This is a genomic window from Streptococcus sp. ACS2, from assembly GCF_000525585.1.
GTDB lineage: Bacteria > Bacillota > Bacilli > Lactobacillales > Streptococcaceae > Streptococcus.
Genome location: NZ_JALT01000040.1, coordinates 1 through 25,948 on the forward strand (window position 1 = coordinate 1; position 25,948 = coordinate 25,948).

At 39.2% G+C, this 25,948-nt stretch carries 19 protein-coding genes and 1 other annotated feature; of the genes, 17 read left to right on the forward strand and 2 right to left on the reverse strand.

Translation table 11 applies throughout. From position 1 onward, the window contains the following. Positions 1 to 34: 34 nt before the first annotated feature. The 5 genes from lpdA (at position 35) to HMPREF1517_RS08530 (ending at position 10,703) form a co-directional block, all read left to right on the forward strand. The gene (gene lpdA, locus HMPREF1517_RS08510; RefSeq protein WP_037601193.1) at positions 35 to 1,792 is read left to right on the forward strand and encodes a dihydrolipoyl dehydrogenase; all 1,758 of its coding nucleotides are present in this window, start codon (positions 35 to 37) and stop codon (positions 1,790 to 1,792) included. A gap of 265 nt (positions 1,793 to 2,057) precedes the next feature. Next, positions 2,058 to 5,609: a GBS Bsp-like repeat-containing protein gene (locus tag HMPREF1517_RS08515; RefSeq protein ID WP_037601194.1), complete on the forward strand. Its 3,552-nt coding sequence runs from the start codon at positions 2,058 to 2,060 to the stop codon at positions 5,607 to 5,609. Positions 5,610 to 5,903: 294 nt separating this feature from the next. Next, entirely contained in the window at positions 5,904 to 8,840 is a 2,937-nt protein-coding gene (locus HMPREF1517_RS08520) for a GBS Bsp-like repeat-containing protein (RefSeq protein WP_037601197.1), read from the forward strand. A 79-nt stretch (positions 8,841 to 8,919) separates the two neighbouring features. Continuing rightward, the gene (pepT, locus tag HMPREF1517_RS08525; RefSeq protein WP_037601198.1) at positions 8,920 to 10,143 is read left to right on the forward strand and encodes a peptidase T; all 1,224 of its coding nucleotides are present in this window, start codon (positions 8,920 to 8,922) and stop codon (positions 10,141 to 10,143) included. 56 nt (positions 10,144 to 10,199) lie between these two features. Further along, positions 10,200 to 10,703: an EbsA family protein gene (locus HMPREF1517_RS08530; RefSeq protein WP_037601200.1), complete on the forward strand. Its 504-nt coding sequence runs from the start codon at positions 10,200 to 10,202 to the stop codon at positions 10,701 to 10,703. Here the strand turns inward: HMPREF1517_RS08530 and HMPREF1517_RS10375 are convergent. Beyond that, complete coding sequence (locus HMPREF1517_RS10375) at positions 10,684 to 10,884, reverse strand: ferredoxin (RefSeq protein ID WP_084639288.1); 201 nt, start codon at positions 10,882 to 10,884, stop codon at positions 10,684 to 10,686. The genes HMPREF1517_RS08530 and HMPREF1517_RS10375 overlap by 20 nt on opposite strands. Before the next feature lie 45 nt (positions 10,885 to 10,929). On the opposite strand from HMPREF1517_RS10375, the gene HMPREF1517_RS08535 reads away from it, so the two are divergent. From HMPREF1517_RS08535 to HMPREF1517_RS10690, 7 genes are all read left to right on the forward strand, one after another. Next, entirely contained in the window at positions 10,930 to 11,586 is a 657-nt protein-coding gene (locus HMPREF1517_RS08535; protein WP_037601202.1) for an SAG1386/EF1546 family surface-associated protein, read from the forward strand. A gap of 20 nt (positions 11,587 to 11,606) precedes the next feature. Next, positions 11,607 to 12,287, forward strand: a complete 681-nt coding sequence (gene cmk / locus HMPREF1517_RS08540; protein ID WP_002885119.1) for a (d)CMP kinase — start codon at positions 11,607 to 11,609, stop codon at positions 12,285 to 12,287. A gap of 23 nt (positions 12,288 to 12,310) precedes the next feature. Beyond that, positions 12,311 to 12,433: a sequence feature (ribosomal protein L20 leader region), on the forward strand. Positions 12,434 to 12,446: 13 nt separating this feature from the next. After that, positions 12,447 to 12,977: a translation initiation factor IF-3 gene (infC, locus tag HMPREF1517_RS08545; protein ID WP_002885108.1), complete on the forward strand. Its 531-nt coding sequence runs from the start codon at positions 12,447 to 12,449 to the stop codon at positions 12,975 to 12,977. 38 nt (positions 12,978 to 13,015) lie between these two features. Then, positions 13,016 to 13,216, forward strand: coding sequence for a 50S ribosomal protein L35 (gene rpmI / locus HMPREF1517_RS08550; RefSeq protein WP_002885093.1), 201 nt, complete (start codon positions 13,016 to 13,018; stop codon positions 13,214 to 13,216). A 56-nt stretch (positions 13,217 to 13,272) separates the two neighbouring features. Then, positions 13,273 to 13,632 (forward strand): 50S ribosomal protein L20, encoded by a 360-nt coding sequence (gene rplT / locus HMPREF1517_RS08555; RefSeq protein WP_002885090.1) that lies wholly within the window; start codon positions 13,273 to 13,275, stop codon positions 13,630 to 13,632. 43 nt (positions 13,633 to 13,675) lie between these two features. Then, entirely contained in the window at positions 13,676 to 14,149 is a 474-nt protein-coding gene (locus HMPREF1517_RS08560) for a GNAT family N-acetyltransferase (RefSeq protein ID WP_037601204.1), read from the forward strand. Positions 14,150 to 14,234: 85 nt separating this feature from the next. Further along, a complete protein-coding gene (locus HMPREF1517_RS10690; protein ID WP_037601206.1) occupies positions 14,235 to 14,756 on the forward strand; it encodes a hypothetical protein in 522 nt (173 codons plus the stop codon). 71 nt (positions 14,757 to 14,827) lie between these two features. Here the strand turns inward: HMPREF1517_RS10690 and HMPREF1517_RS08570 are convergent, their stop codons facing one another. Further along, positions 14,828 to 15,013: a 4-oxalocrotonate tautomerase gene (locus HMPREF1517_RS08570; RefSeq protein WP_037601208.1), complete on the reverse strand. Its 186-nt coding sequence runs from the start codon at positions 15,011 to 15,013 to the stop codon at positions 14,828 to 14,830. A 361-nt stretch (positions 15,014 to 15,374) separates the two neighbouring features. On the opposite strand from HMPREF1517_RS08570, the gene pepV reads away from it, so the two are divergent. The 5 genes from pepV (at position 15,375) to rpiA (ending at position 25,901) form a co-directional block, all read left to right on the forward strand. After that, positions 15,375 to 16,781: a dipeptidase PepV gene (pepV, locus tag HMPREF1517_RS08575; RefSeq protein WP_037601212.1), complete on the forward strand. Its 1,407-nt coding sequence runs from the start codon at positions 15,375 to 15,377 to the stop codon at positions 16,779 to 16,781. 40 nt (positions 16,782 to 16,821) lie between these two features. Then, positions 16,822 to 17,406, forward strand: coding sequence for a uracil-DNA glycosylase family protein (locus HMPREF1517_RS08580; protein ID WP_037601215.1), 585 nt, complete (start codon positions 16,822 to 16,824; stop codon positions 17,404 to 17,406). A 374-nt stretch (positions 17,407 to 17,780) separates the two neighbouring features. Next, positions 17,781 to 21,569, forward strand: a complete 3,789-nt coding sequence (locus HMPREF1517_RS08585) for a YSIRK signal domain/LPXTG anchor domain surface protein (RefSeq protein WP_037601216.1) — start codon at positions 17,781 to 17,783, stop codon at positions 21,567 to 21,569. A gap of 459 nt (positions 21,570 to 22,028) precedes the next feature. Beyond that, positions 22,029 to 25,061 (forward strand): LPXTG cell wall anchor domain-containing protein, encoded by a 3,033-nt coding sequence (locus HMPREF1517_RS08590; protein ID WP_037601219.1) that lies wholly within the window; start codon positions 22,029 to 22,031, stop codon positions 25,059 to 25,061. Positions 25,062 to 25,220: 159 nt separating this feature from the next. Then, positions 25,221 to 25,901 (forward strand): ribose-5-phosphate isomerase RpiA, encoded by a 681-nt coding sequence (gene rpiA, locus HMPREF1517_RS08595; RefSeq protein ID WP_014634433.1) that lies wholly within the window; start codon positions 25,221 to 25,223, stop codon positions 25,899 to 25,901. The last annotated feature ends 47 nt before the right edge of the window (positions 25,902 to 25,948 follow it).

Consider the following 25,948-nt stretch of genomic DNA (forward strand, 5'->3'; position numbering starts at 1 on the left):
CTGTCGCATTTTAGCGTTCTTAGTATCATAAAATATGGCTTTTGAGATTATTATGCCTAAGCTCGGTGTGGACATGCAGGAAGGCGAAATCATCGAGTGGAAGAAACAAGAGGGTGATGTGGTTAATGAGGGAGATATCCTTCTTGAAATCATGTCAGATAAAACGAACATGGAACTTGAAGCAGAAGATTCTGGTGTTCTTTTGAAGATTACCCGTCAGGCTGGTGAAACAGTACCAGTTACTGAGGTTATTGGTTATATTGGAGCAGAGGGTGAAGTTGTGGCTGATAATGCAGCCAGTGCACCTGTTGCAGAAGCAACTGCTCAATTAGAATCTGCTGGTCTTGAAGTTCCTAAAGCTCCTGCCCCAGCTGCTCCTGCAGCTACTGCAGAAAAAGCACCGCTTGCTGACAATGAGTACGATATTATTGTTGTCGGTGGTGGTCCTGCTGGTTACTATTCTGCCATTCGTGGGGCACAACTTGGTGGTAAGGTTGCTATCATTGAAAAATCTGAATTTGGTGGAACATGTTTGAATAAAGGATGTATTCCAACTAAGACCTACCTTAAAAATGCAGAAATCCTTGATGGGCTTAAGATTGCTGCAGGTCGTGGTATCAACCTAGCGTCAACAAACTACACTATCGATATGGATAAGACTGTTGACTTTAAGAACTCTGTTGTTAAGACACTTACTGGTGGTGTTCAAGGTCTTTTGAAGGCTAACAAGGTTACTATTTTCAATGGTCTTGGTCAAGTTAACCCAGATAAGACAGTTACTATTGGTTCAGAAACAATCAAGGGACGTAATATTATCCTTGCGACTGGATCAAAAGTTTCACGTATCAATATCCCTGGAATTGAGTCACAACTTGTGATGACATCAGATGATATCCTTGACTTGCGTGAATTACCTAAATCACTTGCTGTTATGGGTGGTGGTGTCGTTGGTATCGAACTTGGTCTTGTTTATGCTTCATACGGTGTAGAAGTAACTGTTGTTGAGATGGCTGACCGCATTATTCCTGCTATGGATAAAGAAGTGTCACTTGAACTTCAAAAAATCCTTGCTAAGAAGGGTATGAAGATCATGACATCTGTCGGAGTTTCTGAGATTGTAGAAGCTAACAACCAATTGACCCTTAAACTCAATAATGGTGAAGAGATTGTAGCTGATCGCGCCCTTCTTTCAATCGGTCGTGTTCCTCAGTTGGATGGTCTTGAAAATCTTAACCTTGAATTAGACCGTGGTCGTATCAAAGTGAATGCTTATCAAGAAACATCAATCCCTGGTATCTATGCACCGGGTGATGTAAACGGAACTAAGATGCTTGCTCACGCTGCTTACCGTATGGGTGAAGTTGCAGCTGAAAATGCTATGCATGGTAACGTTCGTAAGGCTCACCTTGACTACACACCTGCAGCTGTTTACACACACCCAGAAGTCGCAATGTGTGGTCTTACTGAAGAAGATGCACGCGCTAAATATGGTGATGTCCTCATTGGTAAATCAAGCTTTGCTGGTAATGGACGTGCTATTGCTTCAAACGAAGCTCAAGGTTTTGTTAAAGTCGTTGCAGATACGAAGTACCATGAAATCCTTGGTGTTCATATCATTGGACCGGCTGCAGCTGAATTGATTAACGAAGCGTCAACAATTATGGAAAATGAATTGACTGTAGATGAGCTCTTGCAATCTATCCACGGTCACCCAACCTTCTCTGAAAACATGTACGAAGCCTTTGCTGACGTACTTGGAGAAGCAATCCATAACCCACCAAAGCGTAAATAAGGATAAATTAAATTCTCGGACAAAGGTTCGGGAATTTTTTCATACATTTTCATTTGTATTTATTTGAAAAAATCGTTACGGATTTTCAATAGTTTTGTAGAAACATACGAATAATAAGTTAAAGAGTTTTCTATCAAAAGAGAAAGTTTATTTATAATTTTATAATATTTCTATTTTATTTAGAAATTTTTTAATAATAACCTTTCCACGAGAGTTTTTCTGTGGTAAAATGGTTCAAGTATTACAAATGCAAAAGGAAAGTTAAATGCGAACGAAAGATTTTATATACTATGCCAGTGCGGCTGTTCTCTTGGCTGTAACTACTCAGGTTGCTCAAGCAGACGAAGTGGCGACACAAACGCCTTCTATTACTGAAGGAAATCAGTATCAACCTGCAACAGCGGCTGAGATTTTTGGTGGAGAAGCAGCCTTACCTGTAACTCCTAGTTCAACGGTTTCAGCACCCGCAGCTTCGAGTGAAGTGGCAAAAGCTAGTGCTCCAGCGGTATCTACGTCTCCTGCTTCACAGAGTTCCGAGGCTGCAACGGCAACGGCATCAACTTCGGTAGCTAACTCTACTTTTACTGCAACATCAAATTCAGTTGCGACTTCTGTAGTAAGTTCAGAAAGTGGAACTGCTTCTACAAGTGCGACAAGTTCAGAAATGTCAAATAGCACTGTAGCAACACCTGCTAAATTAACGAATTCTACGGATGTTCCTTCGCCAACCCTTAAGGTGCAACCGAAGACTTTTATCGATGTCAGCAGCCATAATGGTGAAATCAGTGTAGATGACTATCGTGCTCTTGCACGCCAAGGTGTTGGTGGTGTCGTTGTCAAGTTGACTGAGGATACTTGGTACAACAACCCTAAAGCACCATCACAAGTTCGTAATGCTCAAATTGCCGGTCTTCAAGTATCTACCTATCATTTTTCTCGATACACAACAGAGGAAGAAGCACGTGCAGAGGCTCGTTTCTACATTCAAGCTGCACAAAACCTTAACCTTCCAAAGAGTACTGTTATGGTTAATGATTTCGAAGACTCTAAGATGCTTCCAAATATCAACCGTAACACTCAAGCATGGGTTAACGAAATGCATAAGCATGGCTACAACAACTTGATGTTCTACACAAGTGCTAGCTGGTTGGATGAGAATAATCTAGGCTACCGTGGACCTGTCTCAACCTCTCAATTTGGGATTGAAAATTTCTGGGTTGCACAGTACCCATCATCAACTCTTACAGCAACGAGTGCCAAAAACATGCGCTATAATGCCAAAACTGGTGCATGGCAGTTTTCAGCTACGGCTAATCTCTTGCCAAGTAAACATGTCTTCGACCACAGCGTGGATTATACAGGACGTTTCACAGCTAATGCTAGTGCTGAGGTTGATGCAACTCAAGGCAATTTGAGTGGAACCATTTCTATTGTCAACAATAATCCAACTGTTGGTAGCTTTGATGTAGTCATCTCTAATGTCAAAGCACCAAATGGTGTTGAAACGGTCTCTGTTCCAATTTGGTCAGAAATTAATGGTCAAGATGACATTATCTGGTATACGGCTAACCGTCAAAATAATGGAACTTATACAGTAAACGTTAAGGCTTCAGCTCATAAAAACTCGACAGGGCTTTATAATATCCACCTTTATTATGTTCAAAAAGATGGTCAATTGACGGGTGTTGGTGGAACAACTACTCAAGTTTTCATTGGTAAGACACCTGAGCAGTTGAAACCTAAAGCAAGTTTTGCTATTGAAAACAATAATGCTAAGGCTGGAACTTTTGATGCCGTTATCACTAATATCTCAGCACCACTAGGTGTTAAAGAAGTTTTGGTGCCATCATGGAGTCTTGAAAATGGCCAAGACGACCTTATTTGGCATAAGGCGACTAAGCAAACTGATGGCAGCTATCGTGTAACCATTAAGGCAAGTGAGCATAAGGGCACTAAAGGAAATTACCGTGCCGATGCTTATATCGAGGATAACTCTAACAATCGCCATTATATTGCTGAAAAAGTAGTGGCTGTTGATTATGCTCGACCAAGTGGTGTCCTTACGATTGAAAACAACAATACTGCAGCAGGCACTTTTGATGCAGTTGTTCGTAACATTGTTGCTCCTACAGGTTTGAAAGAAGTTCTTGTTCCTTCATGGAGTTTAGCTGGTGGTCAAGACGACCTTATCTGGCATAAGGCAACTCGTCAAGCCGATGGTTCTTACCGAGTGACTATCAAAGCAACGGATCATAAGAATTCAACAGGTAAATACCGTGCTGATGCCTATATTGTAGATGACTCTAACAAACGTTTCTATCTCACTGAAAAAGTGGTAGAAGTTACTCAAACTCGCCCTAGTGCAAGCCTATTTATTGAAAATAATAATGCTGATTTAGGTACTTTTGACGCTGTTATTCGCAATATCGTAGCACCAAATGGGGTTAAGGAAGTCTTAGTTCCATCATGGAGTCTAGTTAACGGACAAGATGATCTGGTTTGGCACAAAGCTAGTCGCCAATCTGATGGTAGCTACCGTGTTACTATTAAGGCAAGTGAGCATAAGAATTCACTAGGAAATTACCGTGCTGACGTTTACATCGTAGATAATGCCAACCAACGTCATTATGTCACTGAAACCATTGTAGATGTAAAACATAATAAACCAGTAGGTACCATTTCAGTAGTTAATAACAATAAAGATACTGGTACTTTTGATGTCATTATCAGTGATGTTTATAGTCCTAAAGGTGTTCGTACTGTTCAAGTACCTATTTGGTCTGAAAAAGAAGGACAAGATGATATTCGCTGGTATGAAGCAACACGTCAAGCTAATGGCACTTATGCGGTAAATGTTCAAGCTACTAACCACAAAAATTCAACAGGCTTGTACAATATTCATTTGTACTACATTTTAAATGATGGGTCACAAGTTGGTGTTGGTGGCACAACGACAACTCTTGAGTTTCGTAATGCTAAGACTAAAACGCAAACCTATATCACTAATGTTAATTCAGAAGCAGGTAGTTTTACAGTTGTTGTTGATCAAGCGCCACAAGGACGTCAGATTAAGAATATTCGTGTAGCTGTATGGTCAGAAAGCAACCAAGGAAACCTTTCTTGGTACAATACAGCACCTACTGGAACACATACTGAAATCAATGTATCGACTGTTAATCATAAGAATCTCATCGGTAACTATACGACTCATGTTTATGTAGACTATGTAGACAATACTGTAGATGGATTCAACCTTGGTGAGACAGCTCTTGCTCCACGTAATCGTCGTGTTGAGCCTCAGACAACTTATTATTCTCAACGTGACCCTCGTTGGGCTTCTAAGTGGTATGGTGTCAGCAATATGGACCAGTCAGGCTGTGTTCCAACATCACTTGCCATGACCTTTACAGATATCTTGGGAACTGTCATTGCACCAACGACAGTTGCGGATTATTTGTACTACAATACAAATTCATTCAATAAAACATCAGTTGCTGGTACAGACGCGGATGGTATTGTATTAGCAAGTAAAAATTGGGGTCTGAAGAGCAACGTGCTTTCAAGCATTGCTAACATTGCTTCAGCTTTGATGTCAGGTCAACATGTTCTGGCGGCAGTAGGAGCAAGCCAATTTATCAATTATCCTTACACGCACGAAATCGTGCTTCATGGCTATGATAATGGTAAAACTTATGTTCGTGATCCATTTAATGCCAATAACAATGGCTGGTATTCATTGGATTACATTCATGGTGTTCAGAGTCGAGACGCAATGGATACTAAGCTTGGTGCACCATTCTTCTCAATCTTTGCTTAATCTATTAATGAAAGGTCTTTAGAAGGAAACTTCTAAGGGCTTTTTTAGTGTAAATTTTTGATAGTCATATTTTGTAGTTATCCATTTTCAGAATATTATATACACGTATGAAATCTTATATTTATAGGTTTTTAGGTTCTTTATTTGGATAATGTTGATACTTTTAGCATGGAAATTACTTATTTTTTTATCATTTTTATAGTTTTTTTAGAGAATTATCACTTTTGCTCTATTCGTAAGACATTTTCTATGGTAAAATGGGTGACGTATTAAAAAGTGTCAAAGGAAAGTTAAATGCGAACAAAAGATTTTATCTACTATGCCAGTGCAGCTGTTCTCATGGCGGTGACTACTCAGGTAGCCAGTGCTGATGAGGTAGCTACGCAAATGCCTACGGTTACTGAAGGGAACCAGTATCAACCTGCGACAGCAGCAGAAATTTTTGGTGGTGGGGCAGTTCTTGCACAAGAGTTACCATCAGTAAGACCAAGTTCAACTGTTGCGGAAACACCTACAGCCACAAGTGAAGTAGCAAACTCAAGTGCTCCACAAGTTAGTCAAGCAAGCTCAACAACGATTGCAGCATCTGAATCAAGAGTCTTTGCCTCTGAATCTGTAGTTCAGGCTAACACAGTAGCGAGTTCAGAAAATGCGACGGTACCGACTGCTTCTGAGGTTTCAAGCAAGACCGTAGCTGAACCTGCTAAGTTGACTCATTCTCATGATACTGATGTTCTAAAACCTAAGGCTAGCTTCTCAATTGAGAATAACAACAAGGTAACTGGTACCTTTGATGCGGTTATCCGCAATATTGTTGCACCATTGGGTGTTAAAGAGGTTCTTATCCCATCTTGGAGTCTAGCTAATGGTCAAGATGATTTGATTTGGCATAAGGCAGCTAAGCAAATGGACGGCTCTTATCGTGTAACGATTAAGGCGGTTGATCACAAGGGGGAAGCCGGCAATTACCGTGCAGATGCCTATGTTGTTGACCGAACAAATAAGAGACATTATATTTCTGAGAAAGTAGTCTCTGTAACTTACTCTCGTCCAAGCGCAACCCTAACTATTGAAAATAATAATGCAACTACAGGCACTTTTGATGCTGTGGTGAAAAACATCATAGCTCCTACAGGTGTGAAAGAAATCTTAGTACCGTCATGGAGTCTACTTGGTGGTCAAGATGATTTGATTTGGCATAAGGCTACGAAACAAGCGGATGGTTCTTACCGTGCTACCATTAAGGCAAGTGACCACAAAAATTCAACCGGTAAATACCGTGCCGATGCTTATATTGTAGATAATTTTAACAAGCGTTTCTACTTGACTGAAAAAGTGGTGGAAGTTAGCCAATCTCGTCCAAGTGCCAGCCTAACGATTGAAAATAACAATGCTACGACAGGAACTTTTGATGCAGTGGTTCGCAATATTGTTGCACCTAATGGTCTTAAAGAAATCATGGTACCGTCATGGAGTCTTATTAATGGCCAGGATGATTTGGTTTGGCATAAGGCAAGTAAGCAAGCAGATGGCAGCTACCGTGTGACGATTAAGGCTTCAGAACACAAATATTCAACTGGGAAATACAGAGCGGATGCTTATCTCATAGATAATACTGGTAACCGCCAGTATTTGACTGAGACTGTGGTTGAGGTCAATGAAACTAAGCCAAGTGGTAGTATTTCTATCTTAAATAACAATGGTTCTGGAACTTTTGATGTGGTCATCAGCGATGTCTATAGCCCTAAAGGTGTGCGTACGGTTCAGGTACCTATCTGGTCTGAGACTGATGGTCAAGATGATATTCGTTGGTATGAAGCCACACGTCAAACAGATGGCAATTACAAGTTTACTGTTCAAGTAGCCAACCACAAAAACGTAACTGGTCTTTACAATGTTCATCTTTACTATATCCAAAACGATGGCTCACAAATCGGTGTGGGGGGAACACAAACAAAAGTTACTTTGTCAGATCCCAAAGCTGACCTTGCCATCACTGGTCTCAACAATGCTACTGGTAGCTATGATCTTGTTATCTCAAACTTGATTGCGCCGCGTGGCTTCAAAGAAGTCCTAGTTCCAACCTGGTCAGAAAAGAACGGTCAAGATGATATCATTTGGTACAAGGCAGCCAAACAAGCTAATGGAGACTATAAGGTAACTGTTCGTTCAAGCAATCATAAAGGTGATAGCGGCCTTTATAATTCCCATGTCTATTTGGTTGACAATGATGGTAAATACATTGGCCTAGGTGGCAAACAAGTGACACTTGATATTACTAAGACTCAAGGAACCTTAACTATTGCCAATAATGATAAAAATCGTGGAACCTTTGATGTTCTTATCACCAATCTGACAAATCCAAGTGGTATTTCAGGTGTCCTTATCCCCGTCTGGTCTGAGCAAAATGGTCAGGATGATCTTGTTTGGCATAATGCTACAAAACAGGATGATGGTTCTTATAAAGTGACTATTTCAGCTAGCCAACACAAGTGGAATTCAGGCAAGTACATCGTTCATGGCTATATTGTTGACGCTTCAGGTAAGAATATCGGCTTTGGAGCAACTTCAGCTGATGTGGTAGCCCCTAAGAAAATCGGTTCGGCATCAAGAGGAAACTACGATGTTTTAAATAAGGTTGTCTATCTCGATGCTGGGCATGGTGGCTATGATCCAGGAGCTTCTTACTTTGGTATTTCTGAAAAGAGCTTGACCTTGGCTATCCAAAGCCGCGTGAAAGCTAAACTAGAAGCAGAAGGTTATCAAGTTGTAACCACACGTACCAGCGATACCTATGTTGACTTGACGGACCGTTCACGTGTAGCTAATGCCTCTGAATCAGATATCTTCGTAAGTATTCACATCAATGCTTCAGGAAGTTCTGCAGCACAGGGGATTGAGACTTATTATTACCAACCTTATGCAGAATATCCATCACGTATTAATGCAACCTACCATGCTAATCCAACTCGATTGAGCATGAGTGACACCTTGGCCAATGCTATCCAGTCTAGCCTGATTAATGCGACTGGAGCACAGAATCAGGGCGTGAAGCGTCAAACCTTTGCGGTCTTGCGTGAGACAACAGCTCCAGCAGTCCTTCTTGAATTAGGTTTCTTGTCAAATCCTCAAGAAGCAGCTCGATTGAATACCTCTGCTTATCAGGAGACTTTAGCTAACGCAATTGTGGCAGGGATTAAGTCTTACTACGAAAAAGAATCTAAAGTTTAAGTTATATGTTAACCCATCATTATGATGGGTTTTTATGCTATAATTGAGGTAAATACTAAATACAACAAAAGGAGTGCTTATGGCCTACGATTTACTCTTAGAGCGTTTTTTACGTTACGTCAAAATCAATACACGTAGTGATGAAAATGCGACAAGAACGCCAACGACACAAAGCCAGGTGGATTTTGCCTTGAAGGTTTTAAAACCAGAATTAGAAGAACTAGGTTTAAGTAATATTCATTATTTGGAAAGTAATGGTTACCTAGTGGCAACCCTTCCGGCTAACGATGACAAGTTAACACGTAAGATTGGTTTCATCTCTCATATGGATACCGCTGATTTTAATGCAGAAGGAGTGTCACCACAAGTTATTGACTCTTATGATGGGGGTATCATTCCTCTTGGAAATTCAGGTTATAACCTAGACCCTGCTGATTTTCCAAATCTTAAGAATTATGTCGGTCAGACACTTATTACGACAGATGGGACCACCCTTCTTGGAGCTGATGATAAGTCTGGTATTGCTGAGATTATGACGGCTTTGGCTTATTTGAAGGCTCATCCTGAAATCAAACATTGTGAGATTCGTGTAGGCTTTGGTCCTGATGAAGAAATTGGAATCGGTGCAGATAAATTTGATGTCGAAGATTTTGATGTCGATTTTGCCTACACAGTTGACGGTGGACCTTTGGGTGAATTACAGTATGAAACCTTCTCTGCAGCAGGAGCAGAACTTACCTTCCACGGACGCAATGTCCACCCTGGAACAGCCAAAGACCAAATGGTCAATGCCCTGCAGTTGGCAATTGATTTTCATAATCAGTTACCAGCAGAAGAACGCCCTGAGTTAACAGATGGCTATCAAGGTTTCAACCATCTTCAAACCATGACAGGTACTGTTGAGGAAGCAAAATCTTCTTATATCATCCGTGATTTTGAAACAGAGTCTTTTGAAAATCGTAAAGCAACCTTCCAAGAGATTGCTGATCAAATGAATCAAGCTTATGGTCAGACACGAGTTGAATTAGTACTTAAGGATCAATACTATAACATGCGTCAGGTTATTGAAAAAGACATGACACCTGTAGAGTTAGCAAAAGAAGTCATGGAAGACTTAGATATTACGCCAGTCATCGAACCAATTCGTGGTGGAACTGACGGGTCTAAAATTTCATTCATGGGCATTCCAACTCCAAACTTATTTGCTGGTGGCGAAAATATGCATGGTCGTTATGAGTTTGTTTCCTTGCAGACGATGGAAAAGGCTGTAGATGTTATTCTTGGAATTGTCAGTAAACCTTAATTGAGCTTGCTAAATACTGATTTTATGGTAAAATTAGAAGTAATGGAGGTGCTGAGATGATAAAAATTTTCGGCAAGTATCGTTACCATTGGCAACCCGAATTATCTTGGCTGATTATTTACTGGTCTTTAGCCATCACGCCAATCTTTATTGCGGCGGCCCTATTGTTCGAGTTGTACTCGGTGCCCTCTCATATTTTGATGCTTTTTACAATTTTTGTAGCCCTGTTTGGTTTAGGCTTTCATCGTTACTTCATTATTGAAGACCATGGGATTCTACGAATTGTTTCATTTAACATTTTTAAACCACGCAAGGTAAAGATTAGTGACATCGAAAAGGTAGAAGTTATCAAAACTGGTCTATGTCTCATCTTTAAAAATGGCAAGAAACGTCAATTTTATATGAGGAAGTGGCCTAAAAAATATTTCTTAGATGCTCTAGCATTGCATCCCGATTTCAAAGGTGAGGTAGAGCTATTGGATCATATGACTAACTTTGATTATTTTGCCTTTTATGAGGAATCAAAAAAAGCCCTGAAGCTTAAACTTCGCAGCAAATAAGGGCTTTCGTAGGACAAGATTTGACAGCGGTCAAAGTCTCAGGACTATTTTCAATAATTTGATTGAGTTGGTCGCTATCTCTGAACTTAACGATTCCTTCGTCATCGTAATCGAAGACAGGAGAGTAGGTTTGGCACAAACCACATGCGATACATTTTTCTGGAATTAATGATACTTTCATAGTATTATTTTAAAATAGATTTATTGTTTTTACAAGGAGAATATCATGAGTAAAAAACCATGGGAAGATAAGGTTTCTGACGAAGAGTTGGAAGAAGTAGTTGATGCTGATTTTCTAGATGATGAAGATGAGTTTGAGGATTATGAAGATCTTGAAGAAGAGGATAACACTCCTTCAGATGACAAGCACGAAAAAGGTGGTGGCTTCATTAATTCATCATTCTTGACAGTCTTGCTTGGCTTGTTCTTTGTCATTGTTGTATGTATTTTGTTCTTTGTATTCTATACTTCAAATGTAGGTGGAAACAAAACTGCAGAATCTAAGGAGTCATCTGGATTCTATTCATCTTCAACTAGCAAGGTTGTTAAATCTTCATCTAGCAAGAAAGATTCAAATAAAGATGAAGATAGTGAAAAATCTACTACAGAAAAATCTTCAAAAGAGAAATCATCTTCAACTAAAGCGTCAAGCTCTTCTAAACATGTTGAAAAAGAAGATGCAACTGAGTCAGCTGAGACAACACCATCAAGCGCTACGGCAGCAGCAGATGGTTCATCAATCGTTGTACAATCTGGTGAAGGTGCTGGCTCAATCGCAGCACGTGCAGGTATCTCTGTAGATGAGTTGGAACGTCTTAACCCTGATCACATGACAAACGGATACTGGTATGCTAACCCAGGTGATGTCGTTAACGTTCAATAATTTAAAAGCAAAGGAACATCATGAAAGATATTAGAATTGCTATTGATGGTCCTGCGTCAAGTGGAAAAAGTACAGTAGCCAAGATTATTGCAAAAAATCTTGGCTATACTTATCTTGATACAGGTGCTATGTATCGATCTGCAACCTATTTGGCCTTGCAGAATGGTTTGACTGAGGAAAATGTACCCGAAATTTTGGAGCAACTATCTCAACATCCGATTTCATTCGGAAAAGCAGCAGATGGTAGTCAGCAAGTTTATGTTGGTGATGTTGATATTACACACCCCATTCGTGATAACCAAGTCACAAATAATGTTTCTTGGGTAGCAGCCATTCCTGAAGTGCGCCAAGAACTGGTTGCGCAACAACAACGTATTGCTCAAGATGGTGCTATTATCATGGATGGTCGTGATATTGGTACTGTGGTTTTACCTGATGCAGAACTTAAGATTTTCTTGATTGCTTCTGTTGATGAACGTGCAGAACGTCGTTATAAGGAAAATATTGAAAAAGGGATTCCTGCTGACCTTGAGACTCTAAAAAAAGAAATTGCTGAAAGAGACTATAAAGATAGTCATCGTAAGGTGTCGCCTCTTAAACCAGCGGAAGATGCTATCACTTTTGATACTACAGGTGTATCTATTGATGGTGTTGTAGAATTTATTCAAGAAAAAGCAAAAAAAATTATTGACAAAGGATGACTCACTTGTTATACTATAAACAATGAGAAAAGCAGAAGTGAGAACTTCTCGCCTTGCGACTTAGGTTGTCTGGCCCAACATGTCAAATCCCTTAAGGGATATTATGTGTGCGGGCTTGTATATCAAGTCCGCTTTGTTTTTCTCTAAAAAAATAAAGAGGTGAAGATCATAGCTAAGAAAGATCTATTCATTAACGATGAAATTCGCGTTCGCGAAGTTCGTCTTGTTGGTCTTGATGGTGAACAATTGGGAATTAAACCATTGTCAGAAGCGCAAGCTATTGCAGATGATGCAAATGTTGACTTGGTTCTCATCCAACCACAAGCTACGCCACCTGTTGCGAAGATTATGGACTATGGTAAGTTCAAATTTGAGTATCAAAAGAAACAAAAAGAACAACGTAAGAAACAAAGCGTTGTTACTGTTAAGGAAGTTCGTTTGAGTCCAGTTATTGATAAAGGTGACTTTGAAACTAAACTTCGTAACGGCCGTAAGTTCCTTGAAAAAGGAAACAAGGTTAAAGTTTCTATCCGATTCAAAGGTCGTATGATTACTCACAAAGAAATCGGAGCTAAGGTCTTGGCGGAATTTGCTGAAAAAACGCAAGATATTGCGATTATTGAGCAAAGAGCGAAGATGGATGGACGTCAAATGTTCATGCAACTTGCACCAATTCCTGACAAAAAATAATTGTCAAACTAACACTATTTTAAGAGGAGAATTTTAAAATGCCAAAACAAAAAACACACCGCGCATCAGCTAAACGTTTCAAACGTACAGGTTCAGGTGGATTGAAACGCTTCCGTGCCTTCACATCTCACCGTTTCCACGGTAAAACTAAAAAACAACGTCGTCACCTTCGTAAAGCGTCAATGGTACATTCAGGTGACTTTAAACGTATCAAATCAATGCTTTCACAAATGCGTTAATTCGCTAAAAGCATTACAAATTAACTAAACTAGAATTAATTCGGAGGAATATATAAATGGCTCGTGTTAAAGGTGGCGTTGTATCACGCAAACGTCGTAAACGTGTATTGAAACTTGCTAAAGGTTACTATGGTGCAAAACACATCTTGTTCCGTACTGCAAAAGAACAAGTAATGAACTCTTACTACTATGCATACCGTGACCGTCGTCAAAAGAAACGTGATTTCCGTAAACTTTGGATCACACGTATCAATGCGGCAGCTCGTTTGAACGGTTTGTCATACTCACAATTGATGCACGGTTTGAAATTGGCTGAAATCGAAGTTAACCGCAAAATGCTTGCTGATTTGGCAGTTAACGATGCAGCAGCTTTCACAGCTCTTGCAGATGCAGCTAAAGCAAAACTTGGTAAATAAGAATTAAGATGGGTTTTACCCATCTTTTTTTATGGAGGTAATTATGATTCGTTTAGCAAGAGCAGAAGATATTCCAAGATTACAGGAGTTATTGGGGCAGATTCTTCTAGTGCATCATTATGCACGTCCTGATGTTTTTAAGTCAGAGGGCAGTAAATTTACAGATGCAGACTTAGAAGCAGTGATTAATGATTCAAATAAACCTATTTTTGTATATGAGGATGAAGAAGGCCGTATCTTAGGTCATCTATTCTTAATGATTAAAGAAGTATCTGATAATAATGGTCTACTAAAGGCTGTTAAGACTCTTTTTATTGATGATTTATGCGTTGATAAGGAGGCTCGAGGTCAAAAATTGGGAGAGAAGCTTTATCAATTTGCCTTGGACTATGCTAAGGAGTTAGGTTGTTATAATCTGACACTTCACGTATGGAATGATAATGAGGGAGCTGTACGTTTTTACGAACGTTTAGGTATGAAACCGAGATATACAGAAATGGAAACTATCCTAAAATAATACGTTTTCATGAGAGAAATTTAACTTACGAGGAATAAAAATTTTTGATATGCTGAAAGAGAACTTTTAGAAATGGAGATTTTTAATGCCTCGTAATTTTAAAGAAGCTTTGTTTTTTACGATTTTAATGTGTGGAATGATGGTCTGTGGGATGAGTCTCTGGAATCTTCTCATCCTTGATTGGACTGGAGTTGTTCCCTTTGCTTGGGGTCACTTTTTCCAAGGTTATCTTCCTGGATTTGTAGTTGCTTTCTTACTGGATATGCTTTTGGTGGGACCACTAGCCAAGACAATTGCATTTGCAATTTTACATAAAGTAAAAGCCCATGATAAACGATGGGCGAAGATTTTAGTGATTTCTGGAACCATGGCGCTATTCATGGTAACCTTTATGTCGCTCTATGGATTAGTGTACAACGGTCAGTCGGTGACGCTCTCATCCTATGGCCGTACTTGGTTGACAAATGTTATCATGGCCTTACCCCTAAATTTTCTAGTAGTTGGGCCAATCTCACGCTTTATCTTGGGAAAACTGCAAAAACCATTGCCTGGTGAAGAAGTTGTAGAGAATTTTGAAGACGATGACGAATTACCAACTATAATTTAAGTATAGAACTGGAGAGAAACTCCAGTTTTTTTATATTAAAAGCAGCCACGGATGTGACTGCTTAATGATGATTAGTTTTTCTTTTTCATTTCACCATGTGGGAAGTAAGTTCCCTCTGGCATATCGTTAATGAAAACATGAATAGCTTCTTTAGGTGCTTTTGCAACCCGTGATACAACCTCAGTAACTTCGCGAGCAAGTTCGATTTTTTGTTCTTCAGTACGACCTTCAAAGAGATCAATTTTTACAAATGGCATAATGCATCTCCTTAGTTTTGATAGTCCTATTATAGCATTAATTAAGAGAATATTCTAAAGTTTTTGGAAATTCTTGAAATGATAATATCTCAATGCTACAATGTGAGTGATTTCAATAGTAAAGCCTAAAATAAAAAGAGGCAGGTAGCTAAGAGAAAGCGTTCCTAGTCGAAAGCAATAGCATTACTTTTGATGCGATCATTCCTGATTTAGGGATTGTTTCACATGCTATTCAAAATCGTATGGCGTCTTGTAATGATAGGTAAGTGATTGCATTTTTTATTGGCTTTGTTTATAAGGGATGAAAACTCTTACTAAAAATGGTAAAATAATGCTAACTAGAGACAGTAAGGAGTAAATTATGACAATTGATTTTCGTGCCGAAGTTGATAAGCGCAAAGATGCTTTGATGGAGGACCTTTTTGGTCTTTTGCGCATTAAGTCAGAACGTGATGACAGTAAGGTTGATGATAAGCACCCATTTGGTCCTGGACCAGTAAAAGCTTTGGAACATTTTCTTGCTTTAGCAGAACGTGATGGCTATAAAACTCGTAATATTGATAATTATGCAGGTGACTTTGAATTTGGTCAAGGTGATGAAGTTTTGGGTATCTTTGCCCACTTGGATGTGGTTCCAGCTGGTAGCGGTTGGGATACAGATCCTTATGAACCTGTAATCAAAGACGGGAAACTTTATGCTCGTGGGTCATCAGATGATAAAGGCCCAACAATGGCTTGTTACTATGCCTTGAAGATTATTAAAGAACTCGAGCTTCCAGTATCTAAGCGTGTGCGCTTCATTGTTGGTACTGATGAAGAATCTGGTTGGGGCGATATGGAATATTACTTCGCTCATAATGGATTGAAAGATCCTGATTTTGGTTTTTCACCTGATGCAGAATTCCCAATTATCAATGGTGAAAAAGGTAATATTACAGCCTATCTCCATTTTGAAGGTCAAAATGATGGGGACTTTAGTCTTGTGTCCTTTAATGGTGGTTTGCGTGAAAATATGGTTCCTGAATCAGCAAGTGCAGATTTTACTGGACCTATCACTTTGAAAGAACTTGAGGCCAAATTAGCCGACTTTGTTTCGGAACAAGAAGTAACTGGTCAAGTGACCGAAGAAGCAGGTGTTTTCCATGTGACTATTCATGGGAAATCAGCTCATGGTATGATGCCTCAAAATGGTATTAATGGGGCAACCTACTTGGCACTCTTCCTTAGTCAATTTGATTTCCAAGGTAATGCTAAAACGTATTTGGATTTAATTGCTGAAACACTTCATAAGGATTTCTTCGCTGAAAAGACAGGTCTTGCCTATACAGATCCTAAGATGGGTGAATTGACCATGAATGCTGGTGTATTTAACTTCTCTAAGGAATCAGAAGATAATACAATTGCTCTGAATTTCCGCTATCCTCAAGGGGTTGATACGGACGCTATTAAGGCTAATCTTGAAAAACTCGAAGGTCCTAAGGCGGTTAGTCTCTCAGAACATGGTCATGTGCCACACTATGTACCAGTTGATGATCCTATGGTAGAGACTCTTCTTTCAGTCTATGAGAAACAAACAGGACTTAAAGGTCATGAACAAATTATTGGTGGTGGAACATTTGGACGTCTCCTCAAACGTGGTGTTGCCTATGGAGCTATGTTCCCTGGTTATGTCAACACGATGCACCAAGCAAATGAGTTTACTGAGGTTGAAGACTTGTACCGTGCAGCTGCCATTTATGCAGAAGCTATCTATGAGTTAATCAAATAAAAAAGAGAGACAGTTTTGTCTCTTTTTTGAGGAGGAAAATATGGAAACACTTGAAGAATTAACACAAGCAATCATGTCCGATGAACAAAATAAAGCCTTTACGGAACAAGGTATAAAACCCTTGTTTACCATTCCAAAAACGGCACGAATTAATATCGTAGGACAAGCTCCTGGTATTCGTGCGCAAGAGTCCGGCCTTTATTGGAATGATCCTAGCGGTGATAATCTCAGGGATTGGATGGGGGTTTCACGCGAAGAATTTTATGAATCTGGCATGTTTGCTATTGTGCCAATGGATTTTTATTTCCCAGGTCATGGAAAATCAGGTGATTTACCTCCTCGCAAAGGATTTGCAGATAAGTGGCATGAGAAAGTTCTTGCTTTAGCTCCTGATATTCAATTGACGATATTAGTAGGTAACTATGCACAGCGTTACTATTTACATCAAAAATCATCGGCAAAATTAACGGATACAGTTAAGCATTATAAAGATTATCTCCCAGAGTTTTTTCCTCTCGTTCATCCCTCTCCTAGAAATAATATTTGGCAAGCAAAAAATCCATGGTTTATGGAAGAAGTAGTTCCAGATTTGAAGACCTTGGTCAAAAAAATCTTAAGTCAATGATTTCAGCTATCTGTAGTCGGATTGTCATTAGGTATTGTTTCAAATCAATGAAGCAACTATCAGAACATACCCAAATATTGTAAAGATTTTGGCCCTTTGGGGCTTTTTTTGATGGTTTAATAAATTATTCGGAAAAAATAATTAATAAAAAATATAATATTATACTTATTTATAGCCACTTAATTCTAATTTTCAGAAGAAGTAACATATAAAATTAAGCTATCTATCCTTTTAAATTAAAGAATCAATTAAACAATACTTATAAATTGAAAATGAGTGTAAAATTTTTGAGAAAATTAAGACAATTCTGTTGACAGAAAATTTAAAAGTGTTAGACTTTAGGTGTTAAGAAAATATAGAAGGAAATTTGTGATATGGGAAGAAAAGATTCACAACGTTTTTCAATCAGAAAGTATAGCTTTGGGGCTGCTTCTGTTCTTTTGGGTACAACCATTCTTGCGATGGGTGCAACTGGTGTACATGCAGATGAGGTTTCAACTTCAGCTGTTACTGATAAGCCACTTAGTGCTTCTGTGCTAACAGATTTTGCTGCCGATCCGGCAACAACTGTTGACCATTCAGAGAAGCAAGTTGTTTCTGTCAAAGAAGAAGGAAATACCACTGTAACAACAAGTGTTGTAACAACTGATAGCCTTGAGGATGCTAAAGCTTCTGCGGTAAAAGAAGGGGTAGAAGTTGAAGAAACTGCACCTCAAACGCATACATCCCTAGAGGGGGCTATTGCTAACAATCAAGCTCAATCAAAAGAGATTAATACAGTTGTTTATGATTATGAGAAAGCAAAAGAAGACCACAAAAAAGATGTAGCTGAGTATGAAAAAGCTAAGGCTGAGTACGATGCTAAAGTGGCTGAAAAAGCAGCAGCTGATAAAGCAAACGCTGCTTCTAAAGCACAGTATGATACTGATCAAGCTGCTTATGAAAAAGGATTAGCTAAATATCAAGCTGATAAAAAAGCCTATGACGCAGCATTGGAAGAGTATAATACTCAAAAATTGACTTATGATTCTAAAGTAGCAGAAAAAGCAGCTGCTGATGCAGCTAATGCTAAGTCAGAAGCCGATTACAAGGTACAGTTGGCTGTTTATGAAACTGCTAAAAAGAACTATGAAGCTGCTATGGCTCAGTATACCAAAGACAAGGCAAAATATGATACTGAGAAGAAAGCTTATGATGCTAAAGTAGCTGAAAAAGTTCGTACAGAAATTGAAAACAAGGCTGCTCAAGAGCAGTATGAGAAAGATTTAGCTACTTATAATGTCGCTTACGAAAAATATCAAACCGATTTGGCTGCCTACAAGACTGCTAAAGCAGCCTATGATGCTAAAGTAGCAGAAAAAGTAGCCGCTGATGCAGCTAATGCAAAAGCTAAATCTAAGTATGATGCAGAAATGGTCACATACAACGCAGCTTTGTCTGAATATAAGGCAAATAAGGCTCTGTATGATGCAGCTCTAGCTGAATACAACACTAAAAAAGCAGCCTATGATGCTAAAGTAGCTGAGAAAACGCAAGCAGAAATTACGGATAAGGCTGCTCAAGAGCAATATGAGAAAGATCTTGCTGCTTACAATACAGCTTATGAAAAATATCAAACTGATTTAGCGGCTTATAATACAGCTAAAGTTGCCTACGATGCCAAAGTAGCCGAAAAAGCAGCTGCTGATAAGGCCAATGCAGAAGCAAAAGCTAAGTACGATGCGGAAATGGCTGTTTACAATACAGCTAAAGCGCAATATGACAAAGATTTACAAGAATATCAAGCTAAGAAAGCGCAATACGATAAAGATAAAGTAGCTTATGATAAACTTGTTGCTATTAAAGCAGAAGAAGATGCTGCTAAAGCTAAGTATGAAGTTGAGCTTGCCAAATACAATGTAGACCTAGAGCAATATGGCAAAGATTTTGCTACCTACCAAACAAAACTTGCTGAATATCAAACAGCTTTGGCACAGTACAAAGATGCTAAAGCAGCCTATGATAAGTACATGAATGATAATGGTTTCCAAGATCTAAAAGATGTAGAAACTGTTCAAGATTTGACTTTCCAACGTGAAGGTGGAGCCATTCATACCATCAATGGTATCAGTGCTTATCTCACTCGTGATGCTCAATCTCGTTTGAATACAAGCAATGTACATCAGTATGATTCCAATAAATTGGAAACTTCAGATATTGTAGCAACTAGTCCTTGGGCTAATAATGAGACTGAATACATTCAAGTTAAAGAAGGCGATAAATTTGTTGTTACTTATGATAACTTGAATCAGTCAAGCATGCGTGAAAATACGGATATGCATCCAATCAAGCGCGTGATTTACCGCTATGAGATTTTGAGTCTTCCATCAAATGATGGTAAGGGAATTGCAGCCGTTAGCTCGGATCCAACTGTAACATTAACAGTCGGTGCTTCAACAGACCAAAATAAACCCGTTAAAGTTGCTGTTGATATTGAATTCTATGATGGTAATGGCAATAAGTTTGATTTGACACAACACAATGCTATTGTAGCTTTGAACTCTCTCAACCACTGGACAGGAGCTTCTTACGTAGATAGTGGGGATAAACCTCGTGCTCTTACAGTAGAAGCCAAAGATAAAGATGGTAAGACTGTTCGTGGAACATGGGATCCTTATGCAGATGGTTCATCAATGAGCATTGAAAACAATGCGGTTCTTGTTAAAAATGGAACAGCTGACTTTGGTACTGCGGATGTCACTATCTCTGCTGAAAATCCGATCAAGATTGTGGCACAAAAAGCAACGTGGAATGGTAGTGAATTTACAGTCAGTGAAGATACTGTGATTGACGCAACTTCAGTCAATGTTTCAGGTGCTGGGAACGGTCACTCTATTGGAACAGATGAGTTCGCTCTAGATGGTAAAGATGATGTGATCGGTTCTTATACGATTGATCCAACTTCTGGACGTATCATCTTTACTCCTAAGAAAAAGTTTGAAAATGTGGAGCACCAAGAGTCTGCAAATGTTGGAAACAATAAATATATTCCAATTCCAAATTCGAGTGTTTCTTATGACTCTGCTACAAAAGAGGTAACATCATTTAAAGATAACCAATACATTGAACATGGATCAATCTTTAATGGTGAATCTTCAACGACTCTTGAAGGTTGGGACAATCCATCTTCTCCATACCTCTATTATGGTGGAGCAGGATTGAAGATGGCTGATGGTCACTTGGTATTTACGGCCAATGGAGCTAATGCTGCTGGTCAACCAACGGTTTACTGGTTTGCGATTAACTCAAATGTTGGTATTCCAAAAAATCCAGGTGAAGCGCCAAAAGAGCCAACGGCTCCTGAAGAACCAAAGGCACCAACACCACCAACGATTACATTGGAAGTTCTTCCAGCAGTACCAACAGAACCAACACCACCAACTGGCCCTACAGCACCAACAGCACCTAACTATACAGTAGTGACAGTTGATGCTGAGGAGCCAACAGCTCCAAAAGAACCTAAGGCACCAACACCACCAACTCCTACAGTAGTTGAAGTTCCTGCGGAACCAGGCAAACCAGAAGAGCCTAAAGCGCCAACACCACCGACAGAACCTAACTACACTGTGGTTACAGTTGATAGTGAGGAACCTAAGGCACCAACAGAGCCTAAGGCACCAACGCCACCAACTCCAGCATTAGTTGAAGTGCCAGCAGAGCCACGTAAGATTACGCCTCCAGTAGAACCTAAGGCACCAACACCACCTACACCAGTAGTTGTAGAGGTACCTGGTGAGCCAACGAAACCAACACCACCAACAGAGCCTAAAGCTCCAACACCACCAACTATGGTTACAGTTAATGTTCCTAATAAACCTGTTTCACCTAAAGAACTTGTAGCTCCTAAGGTGAAATGGCATAAAAATTATCTTGTTGAGCGAGTAACTCGTCCAGTGCCAACGCCACCAACAACTCCTCAAAAACCAACAACTCCTGGAACACCTACAGGACCAAATGTAACACCAACTTCTTCTGTGATTGCTAAGCAAGAAACAGAAAGAAATAATAGTGGACAATTGCCAGAAACAGGTGATTCTAACCAAAAATTAGCATCTGTAACTGGTGTAGGCTTGCTTACAATGGCACTTACAGGTCTATGGTCAGCTCGCAAACGTAAACATTAATAAGATAAAATAAAAGATTAGGTTGTTTTGTTATGCAAGACGTCTAGTCTTTTTTAGTTACTTATTGATAGATGTTTGTCTTTTAAAATAAGCTTGAATGTTAAAACTAATATAGAAAGATAAAGGAGAGAATCTAGGTAGATAGCTATCCGAAAGCTAAATATCACAATGAAAATCAAAATGAAAGCTTATTATCGCTTGTTTTTCATGATTTTTTCAATAAAAAAACATTAAAGCAAATTGGACTAGATATTATAAAATTAAACCTCCTATTTGTATCGAAAATGCTATTAATTATAGGGTTTTGTCTATCAAATAATTTGATATTAAAAAGTATTTGAATTTAAGAATCTAATCGAATTTAAAGGAATGGATGTTTTTATGAGATATCTCAAATTGACATGGTCCTTTCTTTTGTTAGAATATGAACATAACTAAATATAGAAGGACGTAATTTAAATGGGGAAAAAGGAATTACAACGTTATTCACTCAGAAAGTCTAGCCTTGGTGCGGCTTCTGTTCTTTTGGGGACTGCAGTTCTTGCAGTAGGAGCTTCAAATGCAAGCGCTGATGAAGTAGCAACAACTACAGATTCAGCAACACCAGCAGTTGAAGCAACAGATGCTGTTGAAGAAAGCACTTCTGCCGTAGCAGATTCAACTGAGAAGAAGGTTGTTAACGTTACTGAAGAAGGCAACACAACTGTTACAACGAGTGAAGTAACAAATACAAGCTTAGAAGCTGCAAAAACAGCTGCAACTAACGAAGGGGTTGAGGTTAAGGAAGAACCTGCTCAAACTAAAGAAACTGTTGAAGCAGCTGCTGCAGATAATAAAGCACAAGCAGAGAAAATCAATACAGTCGTTTCAGATTATAAAGCGGCTAAAAAACAATACAAGTCAGATAAAGCTGACTATGATAAAGCAAAAGCAAACTACGATGCCAAATTAGCTGAGAAAGCACTTGCTGATAAAACAAATGCTGAAGCTCAGGCTAAATATGATACTGAAAAAACAGCTTATGATAAAGCTTCAGAGCAATACCAAATTGCTAAGCAAGCTTATGACTCAGCTCTTTCAGAGTACAAGACTAAGAAAGTTACTTATGATGCTAAGGTAGCAGAAAAAGAAGCAGCTGATAAAGAAAATGCCTTGTCTGCAGCTAAATACCAAGCAGAATTGGCAACTTATAACCAAGCAAAAGCTGATTATGAAGCAGCTCTTGCACAGTACAATAGCGATAAAGCCAAATACAATGCTGAAAAAGCTAATTATGATAATAAAGTAGCTGAAAAAGTTGTTACTGAAAAACGTAACGCTGAAGCTGAAGCTAAATATCAAACTGAGCTAGCAGCATATAATGAAGCAAAAGCTAAATATGATGTAGAAAAAGCAGCATATGACAAGAATCTTGAACTTTATAACGCTAAGAAAACAGCTTATGAAGCAGATCTTGAAACAAAACAAGCTATTGAAAAATACAATGCAGATGCTAAAGCTAAATACGAAGCAGCCTTGGTTGTCTACAATGAGCAAAAAGCTAAATATGACCAAGAGTACCTTGAGTATCAAAACAAATTAGCTGTCTACCAAACAGCACTTAAACAATACCAAGAAGCTAAAACAGCTTACGATAAATACATGAATGATCCTGTATATCGTAACCTTAAAGATGCTGAAGTTGTTCAAGAATTGACCTTCCAACGTGAAAACGATGCAACACACAAAGTTGAAGGGGTAAGCAACTACTTGACAAAAGAAGCACAAGAGCGTCTTAACACAAGCAATGTTTTCCAATATGACTCTAACAAGTTACAAGCATCTGACATTGTTTCAAATAGCCCTTGGACAAATACTGAAGACGAGTGGGTTCAAGTTAAAGAAGGTGACAAATTTGTTGTTACTTATGATGGTTTGAACCAATCAAGCATGATTGTTGAGAATGAAGCATCAGCAATCAAACGTGTTGTTTACCGCTACGAAATTGTTAGCCTTCCATCAAATGACGGAAAAGGTATCGCAAAAATCAGTAAGGATCCAACAGTAACTATGACAGTTGGTGCATCAACTGATCAAGACAAACCAGTTAAAGTAGCAGTAGATGTTGAGTTTTACGATAAAGATGGTAAAATGTTCAACCTTAGTGAGCGTAATGCTATCGTAGCACTTAACTCACTAAACCACTGGAATGGTGCAGCTTATGTTGAAACATCTGAGCGCCCACGTCCACTTACAGTAGAAGCGAAAGACGTTAATGGTAATACTGTCCGCGGTACATATAATCCTTACGCAGATGGCTCTACTTTGGCAATCCAAAACGGTGAAGTTGTTACTAAATCTGGATACGCTGATTTCGGTGGCGCTACTGTTAATATTTCTGATGAGAACCCACTTAAGGTAGTTGTTCCTATCACTGACTGGAATGGTTCAGAATGGGTTGTCTCACGTGAAATTCCATCTGATGTAACAACTCTTAATGCTTCAGGTAGTGGTAATGGACACGCTCTTGGTAACCAAGATTATACATTTGGTGATAAAGATGATGTTATTGGTTCGTACAGCGTTTCTGCTGAAACTGGTTTGATTACATTCACACCTAAGAAAAAATACCAATCAACACGTCACCAAGAATATGTAAATATTGGTGATAACCAATTCATCGCTATTCCAAAATCATCAGTTACTTATGATGCTGCTACTAAAGAAGTAACATCAGTCAATGATAACCAATACATTGATCATGGTGCAGTCTTTAATGGTGAGACAACGTCTGAATTGACAGGTTGGGATAACGCTGATTCACCTTACCTCTATTATGGAGGTGCAGGTATCAAGATGACAAATGGTCACTTGGTATTTACTGCTGAAGGTGCAAATGCTGATGGTGCACCAACAGTATACTGGTTCGCAATCAACTCTAATCTTGGTTTGCCTAAGAATCCAGGTGAAAAACCTGAAGAACCTAAGGCACCAACACCACCAACAGCACCGGTTAAACCAGTTATTAAAACAGTTGGTATCAATCCACAAGCACCAACACCACCAACACCACCAAAAGAGCCAGTGGCACCAACGCCACCAACTCCAGAGGTAGTTGAAGTACCTGGTAAACCACAAGCACCAACACCACCAACAGGTCCAACGGCACCAACACCACCAACACCAAAAGTAGTTGAAGTTCCTGCTAAACCAGTAGAACCTAAAACTCCTGAAAAACCAAGGGTTGTATGGCACAAGAACTATGTCGTTGAGAGAGAGTCTCACGTGGTACCACCAACACCACCGACTCCACAAACACCACCAACACCTGTTACTCCTCCAACTCCAGTGACACCGCCAACTACACCAACTCCAGATACTGAAGTTCCTGTAGTGCCTCAAGCTGAGTTGCCACAAACTGGTGAGCACACTAGCAATGCTGGATTTATTGGACTTCTTTCAATGATTTTTGCAGCCTTTGTAGGATTCTTCAAACGTCGTAAAGAAGATTAAGTGGTGCTATTAAATTAGTTCCCCATCAAAACTAGATTCTATTTAGAATCTAGTTTTTATTTTTGCTAGGTTTTACTCCCTCGTATCATTTCTATTTACTGTTGAAACATGTTATAATTATTCTGAACGACTATTATAGAAAGATGCAAGGAGACGAGCATGGAAGAACTTAAGAAAATCGCTGGCGTAACCGCTGCCAAATACGTTGAAGATGGAATGGTTGTTGGACTCGGTACAGGGTCAACAGCTTATTTCTTCGTGGAGGAAATTGGCCGTCGTATTAAGGAAGAAGGCCTTAGTGTTGTTGGAGTAACGACATCAAGTCAAACCACTAAACAAGCTGAAGGCTTAGGTATTCCTTTGAAGGCAGTGGATGATATTGACAGTATTGATGTTACTGTTGATGGCGCCGACGAAGTAGACCCTCAACTCAATGGGATTAAAGGTGGCGGTGGTGCCCTTTTGATGGAAAAAATCGTCGCTACACCTACTAAAGAATATATCTGGGTAGTTGATGAGTCAAAAATGGTTAATCAATTAGGTGCTTTCAAATTACCAGTTGAAGTGGTTCAATATGGTGCTGATCGTCTCTATCGTGTCTTTGAGTCGAAGGGCTATAAGCCATCATTCCGACTTACGGAGGAAGGTAATCGCTTTGTTACAGATATGAAGAACTATATCATCGATCTTGATTTAGGTAAGATTGAAAATCCAGTAGCTCTTGGTGAAGAACTAAAAGCTATGACAGGTGTTGTCGATCATGGATTGTTCAATGGTATGGTTAACAAAGTCATCGTTGCAGGAAAAGACGGTGTTAAGGTCGTTGAAGTCAAGGCCTAGTCCAATTTTGATTTCCCCTCACTTTTAATGAGGAAAACTAATTAATT

Bases quoted from the DNA above. Each gene is read 5' to 3' on its own strand.
- lpdA (WP_037601193.1), top strand. From the start codon at position 35: ATGGCTTTTGAGATTATTATGCCTAAGCTCGGTGTGGACATGCAGGAA.
- HMPREF1517_RS08515 (WP_037601194.1), top strand. From the start codon at position 2,058: ATGCGAACGAAAGATTTTATATACTATGCCAGTGCGGCTGTTCTCTTG.
- HMPREF1517_RS08520 (WP_037601197.1), top strand. From the start codon at position 5,904: ATGCGAACAAAAGATTTTATCTACTATGCCAGTGCAGCTGTTCTCATG.
- pepT (WP_037601198.1), top strand. From the start codon at position 8,920: ATGGCCTACGATTTACTCTTAGAGCGTTTTTTACGTTACGTCAAAATC.
- HMPREF1517_RS08530 (WP_037601200.1), top strand. From the start codon at position 10,200: ATGATAAAAATTTTCGGCAAGTATCGTTACCATTGGCAACCCGAATTA.
- HMPREF1517_RS10375 (WP_084639288.1), bottom strand. From the start codon at position 10,884: ATGAAAGTATCATTAATTCCAGAAAAATGTATCGCATGTGGTTTGTGC.
- HMPREF1517_RS08535 (WP_037601202.1), top strand. From the start codon at position 10,930: ATGAGTAAAAAACCATGGGAAGATAAGGTTTCTGACGAAGAGTTGGAA.
- cmk (WP_002885119.1), top strand. From the start codon at position 11,607: ATGAAAGATATTAGAATTGCTATTGATGGTCCTGCGTCAAGTGGAAAA.
- rpmI (WP_002885093.1), top strand. From the start codon at position 13,016: ATGCCAAAACAAAAAACACACCGCGCATCAGCTAAACGTTTCAAACGT.
- rplT (WP_002885090.1), top strand. From the start codon at position 13,273: ATGGCTCGTGTTAAAGGTGGCGTTGTATCACGCAAACGTCGTAAACGT.
- HMPREF1517_RS08560 (WP_037601204.1), top strand. From the start codon at position 13,676: ATGATTCGTTTAGCAAGAGCAGAAGATATTCCAAGATTACAGGAGTTA.
- HMPREF1517_RS10690 (WP_037601206.1), top strand. From the start codon at position 14,235: ATGCCTCGTAATTTTAAAGAAGCTTTGTTTTTTACGATTTTAATGTGT.
- HMPREF1517_RS08570 (WP_037601208.1), bottom strand. From the start codon at position 15,013: ATGCCATTTGTAAAAATTGATCTCTTTGAAGGTCGTACTGAAGAACAA.
- pepV (WP_037601212.1), top strand. From the start codon at position 15,375: ATGACAATTGATTTTCGTGCCGAAGTTGATAAGCGCAAAGATGCTTTG.
- HMPREF1517_RS08580 (WP_037601215.1), top strand. From the start codon at position 16,822: ATGGAAACACTTGAAGAATTAACACAAGCAATCATGTCCGATGAACAA.
- HMPREF1517_RS08585 (WP_037601216.1), top strand. From the start codon at position 17,781: ATGGGAAGAAAAGATTCACAACGTTTTTCAATCAGAAAGTATAGCTTT.
- HMPREF1517_RS08590 (WP_037601219.1), top strand. From the start codon at position 22,029: ATGGGGAAAAAGGAATTACAACGTTATTCACTCAGAAAGTCTAGCCTT.
- rpiA (WP_014634433.1), top strand. From the start codon at position 25,221: ATGGAAGAACTTAAGAAAATCGCTGGCGTAACCGCTGCCAAATACGTT.